5 protein-coding genes are annotated in these 11,842 nt (G+C 58.7%); all 5 read left to right on the forward strand.

The genetic code is table 11. The features are described from left to right. Window positions 1–160 precede the first annotated feature (160 nt). The 5 genes from QMC96_04600 (at window position 161) to QMC96_04620 (ending at window position 11,784) form a co-directional block, all read left to right on the forward strand. On the forward strand, window positions 161–1,090 hold the full coding sequence (locus QMC96_04600) for a magnesium transporter CorA family protein (protein ID MDI6876036.1): 930 nt from the start codon (window positions 161–163) through the stop codon (window positions 1,088–1,090). A gap of 89 nt (window positions 1,091–1,179) precedes the next feature. Then, on the forward strand, window positions 1,180–2,127 hold the full coding sequence (locus QMC96_04605; protein MDI6876037.1) for a hypothetical protein: 948 nt from the start codon (window positions 1,180–1,182) through the stop codon (window positions 2,125–2,127). Between the two features lie 1,623 nt (window positions 2,128–3,750). Further along, window positions 3,751–9,267 carry a PKD domain-containing protein gene (locus QMC96_04610; protein MDI6876038.1) on the forward strand — a complete coding sequence of 1,839 codons (5,517 nt, stop codon included), beginning with the start codon at window positions 3,751–3,753 and terminating at the stop codon, window positions 9,265–9,267. A gap of 6 nt (window positions 9,268–9,273) precedes the next feature. After that, window positions 9,274–10,077 (forward strand): hypothetical protein, encoded by an 804-nt coding sequence (locus QMC96_04615; protein ID MDI6876039.1) that lies wholly within the window; start codon window positions 9,274–9,276, stop codon window positions 10,075–10,077. 291 nt (window positions 10,078–10,368) lie between these two features. Continuing rightward, window positions 10,369–11,784 (forward strand): putative Ig domain-containing protein, encoded by a 1,416-nt coding sequence (locus tag QMC96_04620; GenBank protein ID MDI6876040.1) that lies wholly within the window; start codon window positions 10,369–10,371, stop codon window positions 11,782–11,784. Window positions 11,785–11,842: the final 58 nt, after the last annotated feature.

Consider the following 11,842-nt stretch of genomic DNA (forward strand, 5'->3'; position numbering starts at 1 on the left):
ACCGGTCGCGCCCGGTGCGAGCGGGGTCGGTCTCAGCGGGGGCAGTCTCGATGCCCTTATCACCCCCCGTTCCGATAGATCTATGGCGTGTTTCGGGCAGGATCCCGTGTCATGGCAGACTATCTACCGGATCCTGCCTTTAAACGGCGGAGGCGGTTTCTTGATTCGGTACTACGCGAGGCGGGAAGGAAGGCTGGTGGAAGTACCGGAGTTCATCCCGCAGACGCTTCTCGTCGTGACCGATCCGGAGAGCGGGGAGATCAATCGCCTCTCGGAGATGTTCGGGTTCGACAGGGACTTCATCACCGATGCGCTGGATGTCGAAGAGCGGGCCCGGTTCGAGAAGGAGGGGGAGAACCTCCTGATCATCCTGAAGGTCCCCCACCACGCGGAAGGATCGAAGGTGAAAATTCCCTACACCACGGTCTCCCTGGGGATCATCCTGGGGAAGGACTGGACAATCCTCGTCTCCCGGCATCCCATCGACTTCATCGAACGGATGATCGCAAAGAACCTGTTCAGCCCCAAGAAGCAGACGCAGCTGGTGTTCCGGATCTTCTTCCGGAACGCGGAGATCTTCCTCAAGTCCCTGGAGGAGATCAACACCAACATCAACCAGATCGAGGAGCGGCTGCACGAATCCCAGCGGAACGTCGAACTCGAGCGGATGATGCAGCTCGAAAAGAGCCTGGTCTACTTCGCCACGTCGCTCCGATCGAACCAGGTGATGACCGAGCGGCTGCTGCGCTCCCCGATGCTGGTGAAGTACGAGGAGGACAAGGAGCTCCTGGAGGATACGGCCATCGAGAATGCACAGGCGATCGAGATGACAACGATCTACAGCAACATCCTCTCCGGCATGATGGATGCGTACGCTTCCGTCATCTCCAACAACCTCAACTTCGTCATGAAGATCCTGACAGTAGTGACCATCCTCATGCAGGTGCCCACGATCATCACCAGTTTCTATGGGATGAACGTGCCGCTGCCCTTCCAGGGGGTATGGTTCACCTACCTGATGGTGATCGGCTGGGTGGTCCTGGCATCCGTGGTGATCGTCTACATCTTCCGCTACCAGCGCTGGGTGTAGATGCATCCGTGGAGGTGCGGTCGGGTGTGGCGCTCCGTGGGAACGGGGTCGAACGAATCATTCATACGCCGGCCGGTGAAATAGAAACCATGGTTCTGGGAGAAGAAGTGCTCTTCCACGATGCTGAAGATGCAGACGAATTTGTGAAATTTGTCAGGAAAAAGAACTTCAATGCAGCGAGGAAAACCCGGAACGTTCTCATTCCCGTGGTAGGCTCCAGCGGCACGATAAAGAATTTCATCGCCCTGCTCGATGAGGCGATCTCCTCGCCGGAGATCGCGCCTGGAGAGGAGCAGCGTGCCTATTATCTCGAAATCCGGGGCGAAATGGAGGAGCGGAAGAAAAATCTCACCGAAATATTGAGCACCTATCACCCTGGGGAGATCGTGTCTTCAGAGGCTGAGAAGGGAAGGCTCAAGTCGATGATGGAGAGGCTTCTCGAGGCGGAGGGAGGCGAAACCATCACGGAGGAGGATCAACATTTCGTCGAAAGTCGGTTACAGTCACTGGCGCTGCTCTGGGACAACCAGCTGGTTGAAATAACGCAGGAAGGATTGCGCCTCACCGGCTCGGTCAATCCGGAGGATGCGGTCATCGGGTGTCCTATCGAATATTTCAACGATCTCGACGAATCTCTGCTCTCAAAGCATGGAATCGGGAAACGGGTTACAGTCGCATCAGAATCTGAGTTCATCGTGACTCTCGGCCCCGAATTCGTATTCATGGAGGATGGAGTGGAGCTCGACGAGCTCGTCTCGCACCTTGAGGTGGACGAGTTCTCGTACGAGAAGATGCTGATGAATCTTATGATAAAGAGAATCATCGTGGAGAGGATTCTCGATCTCGTGAAATCGAAGGGGAAGGTATCGAAGGGCGATATCATCGACGAACTGAAGATGTTCCATGCAGATTTCCCGGATATGAATGAGCACATTTCCTTCATTCTCCACCAGGATCTCATCGGCGAGGTCGTTGACGATCTGCGCAAACTTGGCGCTCTCCAGGGGAAAGACCACAAGATCAAGTGTGCACTATAAATAGCCCTTGCCGCCTGTGTAGTGGCCGTATTTTCCCCATTCTTGCTTCGATCTGATGAATTTGACTGGTCTTTGGCATGGGCCCTGCCCTCGCTGCAGGATGATTGGAGTTTGCCCGTTGCGTCAGGAAGGTGCGCAGTTCCGCAGGGACCACTCTATACGGCACCGCTGTGGAAGTGCGTGGGCTTGAGAAGATCGAGCGGTGGACGGTGCTACCTCGCCGTTATGAGTCTTCACTTCCCATCCGGACACGGAGCCGCCAATGAAGCGCATCGCCACGCCGGTGTATCTACCATGTGCTTGAAAGCAGCGGCATCGTGGAGATGGGCAGCGAAAGGTCGGAAGCCAGGGCGCGGTCGGAGAGAATCCTTCACGGAGGTGGTGGATCGATGGAGGCGAGCCTCCCTCTGAAGCTGGTGTCGGCGGTATCCGATATATTGGGAAGGGCCCGTTTATCCGGAGAAGTTCCCTCGATGGAATCGTGATCGAAGAGCTCGTGGAACGAATTCTGCTCGAATGAGGAAGGCTGCTCCCCTCGACCTACTGCATACCCTTCTCGTCCGATCGACAAGCTCCTGCTCGAACAGCACATTGAGGTGATTTCGTCGGAGTGATGCAAAGGTAGCGGAGATCGACACGGAAGTGATAGCCGGCTCATCGATCAGGGAGAAGACCTTGAGATCTTACCTTGATATCGTGTATAGATGTCATCTGGCCACCATTCTCGCCAAGATCGGGAATTATCAGGACTTCTACCCCGCAGAAAAATTCGCAGCCCGATGTGAGATCGGTTTTCCATCTACAAATCTGCAGATTCCGTCCGAACCGGGACGATTACGAAGCAGGTTCGCGGCAGCTTCAGTGAATCCCGTGGAAGTTGGGCATGCAGCTCGAAAAACGGAATTCTAAGTTACATCGGTACTTTACCCGATTATTGAGGAGGATTGGCTATATCAAAGGTGATTGTGTAAGATCCCCCCCCACCGAGGCCTATGGAGGGGATGGCATACCTCTTGGTTCCCCTGAGGGGACATGCGGTGTGCAGGCCTGACCATGGCGTTGGCATCCCACCCGGAGCTCGGCGGCGATCTCCGCCTGCACCGGCTGTTTCTGAAAGGCCTGAGAGAAGGATAAAATCCACAATCCCTCCGGTACTCGTGCATAGAGTTCCGATCAGTCTGCTCCCCTGCCGCGCATACAGCGAGAGTGTTTGAGACGCTTCTTTTGTGAACTCCCTCGCAGTTCGGGGAGAGAACTCACCCGTTGCCGGCATAAGGGCTGCCCGGTCCCAAATATGGTTAATGTATTATTTTTAACATATTTATTTTGACAATGTGTCTGGCGCCATACTCTTACAGTCCTATTTTGTGGTCGAGGTGTCATAAGAAATATTATTCATCAAGAATGAAAATTAACTTAAAATCAGGTGTCTCCCTTATCTCTTTTGGTTTTTAATCGAATGAAATCGTTAAAAATCCACAATTATTCCTCCGTTCGTTTGGTTTAAATATTCTGAAAATTTTATTTCTCTTATACATCTTCGTGATGTTAACAACAATTGATTAACGTCCGCCGGTTGCGGCGGAGGTCCGTGAATGGAGGTATCTGATTCGAGGTGCGACGATGAAAGAAGTGGCAAAGCGCTCACTTTTCATGCTCATTGCAGTTGTTGTAATCACTGCGATGATCGGGGCCGTCTCGGCGGCCACAACACAGGTTCACGTGGTGAAGTACGCCAATGACGGCACGACCGTGCTCAACGAAACTACGGTCACCTTCCAGTGGATGGAAGCGAACTTACCGATTCTCGGGGACGGTGTGACCCACTACTACCACCAGGGTCCGGTCTTTCTTGACGATCCTAATGAGACCCACGAAATGGAACTCCGCTGGAATCCCGAAGAAACTACCAATGTCATCGAAAAAGACATGGGTGCAGTGAAGGGAACGAACTTAAAAGACCTCTGCGATCTCGTCGGCGGGATGTCACCGGGCGAAGAGGTGAAGCTCCTCGCTGCTGATGGCTGGAACAAAAAATTTGCCTACAAGAACGTGTACGAGTATTCCAGCCGCGAAGGTCCAATTGGCATCTGCTGGTATAAGAACGGCAATTATGTGAATGGGAGCGGGTATTCCGAAGGCATGCGGATGGTCTGGTTTGCAGATGATTCCGTCAATACCCTCGGACCGGGGGGAACCGGTCTTCATGCCTTCGGGAACTGGGACTGGCACGAAGCCGCCGATGAGCAGTACTGGTATTACTACATATCGGGTGGCGAGTACTATCCAACCACCACGGGCCTATCCGGACAGGTCATCAACCGTATTTACATCTACAGTGACGATCCCGTACCGACCGCACCCACCGCTGCTTTTACATCCGATACGCAGTCAGGGGATGCCCCGCTCACGGTACAATTCACTGACCAGTCCACAGGGACGGCCCCGCTGACGTATGCATGGGACTTCGAGAACGACGGCACGATCGATTCGACCGATCAGAACCCGAGCCACACCTACGATACCGCCGGCACGTATTCCGTGAACCTCACGGTCACCAATGCCGCGGGCAGTGATTCCGAAGTGAAGCTGGAATACATCACCGTTGGTGAGTCGACCCCCGCACCGGTCGCTGCATTTACGGCAAAATCAGTTCGTATATTGAACGGAAATTTCGAGACGGGTACACTCGATCCCTGGAGTGCAAGCGAGCTCGTTCCCTATGGTGACACACCTGGCGTTCAAATCGTCACCACAGGAAGCTACAAGAAAGGTACGACGGGGATTCGGATCTGGCGGACCCCTGTTGGGGGGAATGCCTGGATCGAGCAGGATGTTGACCTGACAGATGTGGATGAGATCCGATTCTGGAGATTACAGTATGCTGGTACCGATAGAGAACTTCAGGTACTGGTAGACGGGACCATTGTCGCACGATATAACGAGACCTCTGGTACCATAAATAGGTACGAGACCGTAGATCTCTCCTCCTACGGTTTTACCGGCACCCATACGCTCCGGTTCAATTCGTATTGTTATGGCGGAACGGCCTTATTCAGTCTGTATCTGGATGACATCGAGGGCTATGGAACTACCACATCGGGCACAGCACCTCTGACGGTCCAGTTCACCGATGCATCGACCGGCGACGGCATCACCGCGTGGGCCTGGGACTTCGAGAACGACGGCACCGTGGATTCGACCGATCAGAACCCGAGTCACGTCTACGACACCCCCGGCACGTACACCGTGAAGCTGACCGTGACCAACGCCGGTGGCAGCGACGACGAAGTGAAGACGGATTTCATCTCGGTGTCCGCGGCCCCCACGCCCTGGACCGTCGACCTAGTCGGTGCTTCGAGCTACACCATGCCCAACACTGAGTTCGAGGCCCTGGCGGCTGCCCACCCCGTCAGCTGGACGGATGGATCGAGCAATGTCTGGAGCGGCGTCGCTCTCTGGAGACTCCTTGCCCTCGTGGACGACGGCGATCCCGCCACGTTCAACGATGCCTTTGCCGCCGCCGGATACAGCGTCCAGATCATGGCTTCCGATGGGTTCAGCAGACAGTTCAGCAGTGCCGACATCGCCCGGAACGATGGCCGCATCGTTGCGAACAGGATCAATGGTGAGTACCTCTCGGAGGATCGATTTCCCCTCCGGTTCGTGGGTTCGGGTCTGACTGGGGGTCAGATGGTCTCGAAGATATCCAGTATCGACCTCTATTTGCCCATCACGGCCAGTGCCGGTACCGGCGGCACCATCGATCCTTCGGGAACTATCACGATACCGTATGACGGCAGCCAGTCCTTTGCCATCACCCCGGATACCGGCTATCACATCTCCGACGTGCTGGTGGACGGCGTATCGGTAGGAGCGGTCATGAGCTACACCTTCGAGAACGTGACGGCTGCCCATACCATCGACGCCAGTTTCGCGGCCGACGGTCCTGCTGCTCCCGTCGCTGATTTCACGGCCGATGTTACATCGGGCACTGCACCCATGACAGTCCAGTTCACCGACCAGTCGAGCGGCGTGGGTATTACCTCCTGGGCTTGGGACTTCGAGAACGACGGTACCGTGGATTCCACCGAGCAGAACCCGAGCCACACCTACGATACCGCCGGAACGTATTCCGTGAACCTCACGGTCACCAATGCCGCGGGCAGTGATTCCGAGGTGAAGGCAGACTACATTGTCATGACAGGTGGCCCGTCAGCTGACGTTCTCTTCAACGGAGACGTGAACCTGGCACCCGGGACGTTCTCGTTCACCGCCTACAACACCGGCACGGAGTACCAGGTCGACAGGCTGACGCCGCACGGGGTCCTGGAAGAGGCCTCCCGCCAGGCCGGGTTCAGCTACGACGCCTCCGATAAGAAGTGGGCCACCATGGGAACGATGCTCCTCGACAACGTGGGTACCTACCTCTATAACAGCACTGTATCTCCCAAGCTCTGCTGGGCATACCAGGTGAACGGCGTCAAGAAGAACGACTTCTCTTCAACAGAAGGCATCAGCGTCTACCGCGTGAACGACGGCGACCTGGTCGAGTTCTACTACGGGCAGGACGGCGGCGCGTTCGAGGATGCCCTGGCCGTCATCCGGGGCCGCGTGCACATCCGCGATCAGACCGTCCTCTTCGACGACGATGTGACGCTGCTGCCGGGCACCTTCGACTTCACCGCCTACAACTCCGGCACATCTTACCAGATCAACACTACGACGCCGCACGGGGCGCTCGACGCGGCCTCGAAGATTGCGGGCTTCACCTACAACGCGACCGACAAGAAGTGGTCGACGCTTGGCACGATGCTCCTCGATGATGTCGGGGACTACCGCTACAACAGCTCGCCGGATCCAGATCTGGTCTGGGCCTATGCCGTGAACGGCGTCGTAAAGAACGACTTCTCCTCCGCCGAGGGCATCAGCAGCTACCAGCTCCAGAACAACGACCGGGTGGAGTTCTTCTACGGCGACAAGGGAGACACTCTCGAGAATGCCACGGCGGTCGTCCGGATCCGGGTGCACATCAGCAGCATGGATACCTGGACGCTCACCCTGATTGGCGCCCAGACGACGCCTATCAGCAAGCAGTACTTTGAGGAGGCGGTCGACTGCATCCACAGCGCGACCTACACCGACGTGGCCGGGACCTGGCAGGGAGTGCCGCTCTGGACGCTCGCCGGTTACGTCGACGATGCGAACTTCCACGGGCCGAACGCCTTCAACGATACGCTCGCAGCCACGAACTACACTGTGAAGGTGATCGCGAGCGACGGCTTCAACAAGACCTTCTATAGCACGCAGATTGCACGGGACGACGACTATATCGTGGCGAACACCCTCAACGGGCAGCCGCTGCCGGTGCAGTACTGGCCGCTCAAACTCGTCGGTGCGGATGTCCCGCCCTCCAGCAGCGTGGCCAGGATTACGACGATCGAGGTCTCCGTAGAGCCGATCCAGCCGCCGACCGAGTCCCCCTCGGTGCGGATCATCAAGTATGCCGCCGATGGCGTCACCGAAGTGGCGAACATCTCGGTGAACGTCACCACGATGGAGCGGAACTTCCCGGTCATCGGCAATGGGACGACGGTCTACAGGTTCGAAGGGATCAACTTCGTCCCGAACGATATCTGGGACGCGAACGAGACCTACCCCGGCGGGTTCAAGATCGAGAACGCGGTGAAAGGCACACGGATCCGTGACCTCTGTGAACTTGCCGGGGGCATGGGATCCGCCACGGATATCCGCCTTGTCGCGAAAGACGGGTGGGAGACGGTTCTCCCCTACTCCTCCATATACACGAACCCTGCGGTGCAGGCCCGCCAGGGAGACGCGATCCTTGCCTGGTACGCCGACGGCAAGTATGTGCCGGAGTACGTGGACGGGATGCGGCTCTTCTTCACGCCGGACGACCACATCTACGGCCAGTGGGACATGCACGAAACCCTGCCGTCCAACTACTGGCACTACTACTACCAGGACGGCATCCAGTACCCGTCGTGCGCCGGACTCTCGGCGAAGTGGATCTCGACGATCAAGATCTACTCCGCGCCCGAGAGCGACTGGAGCCTGGAGCTGGATGGCACCGCGATCGGCGGGATCAACTACACCGTGAGCAAGACCTACTTCGAGCAGGCGCTCGCCTGCCAGTTCGGAGCCAACCACGGGGTTGAATACACTGACGCACAGGATAATGTCTGGTATGGCATGCCGCTCTGGTTCCTTGCGGGCTTCGTGGACGACGCCGACCAGCACTCGGATAACGCCTTCAACGACTCCCTCGCCGCGGCGGGATACGACGTGAAGATCACGGCGCTGGACGGTGCGACACTGGTGGTCGACAGCCGGGACATCGTCCGGAACAACAACTACATCGTCGCGAACACCCTGAACGGTTTCCAGATCCCCGAGGAGAGCAGCAGCTGGCCGCTCCGCCTCGTCGGCCCGAGTGCAACCGGATCCAGTTCTATCAAGGGGATCTCTGCAATCGAGCTGGTGCCGGCGTCCCAGCCCTCGCAGCGGCTCTACTTCAGTCCTGCGGAGCAGTCTGTATTCCACGGAGGCTCCCGCACGTTCACGCTCGTGCTGAGCGAGGCTCCGGAAGGGTTATCCGGCTGCAACGTCACGATATCGCTCTCGGACGGCTCGATCGCGACTCTGACCGGTATTACGTACCCCAGCTGGGTTACCATTAACCAGAGCACGACCCTGCCGGCAGATTCGGTCACGCTGAAGGTGGCGGACCTGACGAAGCAGGTGGAGACGGGAGCCACAGATATCGCGATCGCGACATTCACGGTCCAGGGCGATGCCCTGGGCAGCACCGATCTGGTGGTGTCCGTGCATGCGATGGACGACGACGACGGAGCGGTTATCACACCAGCGGTCTCGCCCGCGACCTTCCGCGTGCTCGTTCCCGTACAGCCGATCGACGGCGTAATGCCGACCGATCCGGATGGCGACGGCCTCTACGACGATATGAACGGCAATGGGCGGGCAGACTTCAACGATGTGGTGATCTTCTTCAACAACATCGAGTGGATTAGGGACAATGAGCCTGTCCAGTACTTCGACTTCAATGGCAACGGGCGGATCGACTTCGACGACGTCGTCGAGCTCTTCTGGGGGGTGTAGGATACAGTGCCCCGATTCTCCCCCTTTCTTCTGCTGGGGGTGGTCCTGCTGCTCGCCGGCGTCTCCTGCGCATCCGCCGCAGAGCTGGGTATCGGAGCTGCACAGATCGCCGGCGCAGGAGCAACCGTAACCGTGCCGATCACCCTCGACGAAGCCCCGGAGGGGCTGTCGGGCTACGTCCTGACGGTTCAGATCGCCAACCCGGCCGTGGCCGGGATCGTCGCCGTCGACTTCCCGCCCTGGGCATCGATCCACGGCACGTCGGAGCTTCCCGCCGGTCGGGTGTCGATGCGGGCGGCCGATCTCTCGGAGCAGGTGCATCGCGCGGATACCGGCATTCCTCTGGCGACGCTCACCCTGAAGGGGATGGCGGCCGGCTCGACGACGCTGGGCATCACGGTGGACCAGGTGGACGATGACGAGGGCAACCTCATGGCACTCGCCTCTCCGGAGGTTCCCCTTATCGTTGGCTCCAGCGGTAGCGGTGGCGACGACTCCAGCGGCAGCGGGGGAGGCAGCGGCGGTCCCGCCGCTCCCGGCGCGGATTCGGGCGCTCCTGCAGGATCGCCGGCGTCGTCCGGCGGGTCAGCAGCTCCGATACAGGCGGGAGGACGGGGTGCAGGGGACACGCCTCCCGCCCAGCCCGCTGACGGGCAGCCGGCAGGCTCCGGGGCATCGGTATCCATATCGCCGTCACCCCTCCCGTCGGGCGGGGCCGATGGCGGGATACCGGGGTATGTCCTGGGTCTCCTGCTGATAGCGGCGATCGCGGTAGGGATTGGCGTCTTTATCCGCAGGCGGGCCCGCTGACCAGCGCGACCACCCTCCCGCACGGGCCCGATGGCGGGCCGGAGCGGAAGCGAACACTGGAATGCCCGCCCTCGCGGGCAAAGGGATGGCAATCCCCTCTCCGGGCCGATGGGATGCTGAACACGATCGACTCCCGTGATTGGACAGGTGCGACAGGGGAGTCGCGAACGCCGGTCCGCGGGGCTGCGGACGGCCACCCTCCCGATGCGGATGGGCAGCGCCCGAACGGCGCGGAGCGGATCGGCGCTCACGATGGTTATGGCAACAGGCAATGCAAGGAACGTGAATCCTATGACACATGTACGGTTACTCAGGTTACTGATTGCAGGACTCTGCCTCCTGCTGGCGGGATCGCAGGCTGTACTCGCGATCCAGGTGAGCGGCGGCAGTGCGGTGGTGAACTCTCTTGGCGAGACCGCCTCTATGGATATCCGGCTGGACAGCGCCCCGCAGGGTCTGTCCGGCTACAACATCTCGCTCGCCCTCTCCAATCCGGGTGTGGGAGAGATCGTGGCAGTGAGCTTTCCTTCGTGGGCAGCAATCCACAGCAATACGACCCTTCCTGCCGACAGCGTGGCGCTCAAGGCGGTAGACCTATCTGACACGGCGGGAACCTCGGACATCCTCCTGGCGACGGCTGCATTGCGGGGGGTTGCAGCGGGGTCCACGAACCTCCTGATCACCGTCAACCAGATGGACGACGACAACGGCGACGAGATGATCCCATCGATGCGCCCCGGTCTCTTCACGGTATCGGTGAACAGCGCCCCGCAGTTGAGCGCGATTGGGGCCAAGAGCGTGGATGAAGGCCAACTGCTCCAGTTCACGATCGCTGCCACCGACCCGAACGTGGGAGATACGTTGACCTTCGCCGCGCTGAACCTGCCCGGTGGGGCAACGTTCGATCCGTCCCCCCGCACCTTTTCCTGGACGCCCACCTACACCCAGGCCGGTGCGTACTCAGTGAACTTCACGGTCACCGATGGGGAGTTCACGGATTTCGAGGAGATCGTAATCACGGTGAACAACGTGGATCGCTCTCCCACTCTCAGTCCAATCGGGAATAAATCAGTCGTCGCGGGAGAGAAGCTCAGCTTCGCCATCTCGGCGTCCGATCCGGATGGGGATCCGGTCTCCTACTCGTTCATCGCATCGCCTCCGATGGACGGGGCAGTCTTAGGCGCCACGAGCGGAGCCTTCTCCTGGACGCCGACATTGGCGGATATGGGAACATATGAAGTGACGTTCACGGCATCGGCGGGCGGCCGTATGGATTCCGAGATGATCACCCTGACGGTCAGCGATGGGACAACGCCCACCACTATTCCGGCGGCTGTGCGCATCCAGCCCGGATCCCTGAAACTGGGAGGCAGCAGAGAGGTAAAAGCAACGATCCATCTGCCCGATGGGTATGCCGTCTCCGCGATCGATAAGGATTCGGTCACCTGCAACGGCGCGGCTGCCATCCATGGAACCGTGAAGAGAGGATCGAACAGTCTGGTCGTGACCTTCAACCAGGCGGATATGGCTGATCTGGAATCTGGAAGGTATGTGACGTTCGTGGTCTTGGGCAGGGTCCTCTCCGGCGGAGAGTGGGTGGCCTTCGAGGGGAGCGACACCATCCGGGTGAACCAGCCAAAGAATGCGGGAACATTTCAGAAGGGTAGGGATATTTTGCACAATTTCTGGGAGGATTTCGAATGGTGAAGTGGAGCAGATAATGGATAGTACGAGGCGGAGGCGGGCTGCGACCTGCCTTTTCCTC

It is taken from the genome of Methanomicrobiales archaeon, assembly GCA_030019205.1.
In the GTDB taxonomy this organism is placed as follows: domain Archaea; phylum Halobacteriota; class Methanomicrobia; order Methanomicrobiales; family JACTUA01; genus JASEFH01.

Excerpts from the sequence above, each read along its gene's own strand:
- QMC96_04605 (MDI6876037.1), top strand. The coding sequence starts at position 1,180 with ATGGTTCTGGGAGAAGAAGTGCTCTTCCACGATGCTGAAGATGCAGAC.
- QMC96_04610 (MDI6876038.1), top strand. The coding sequence starts at position 3,751 with ATGAAAGAAGTGGCAAAGCGCTCACTTTTCATGCTCATTGCAGTTGTT.
- QMC96_04620 (MDI6876040.1), top strand. The coding sequence starts at position 10,369 with ATGACACATGTACGGTTACTCAGGTTACTGATTGCAGGACTCTGCCTC.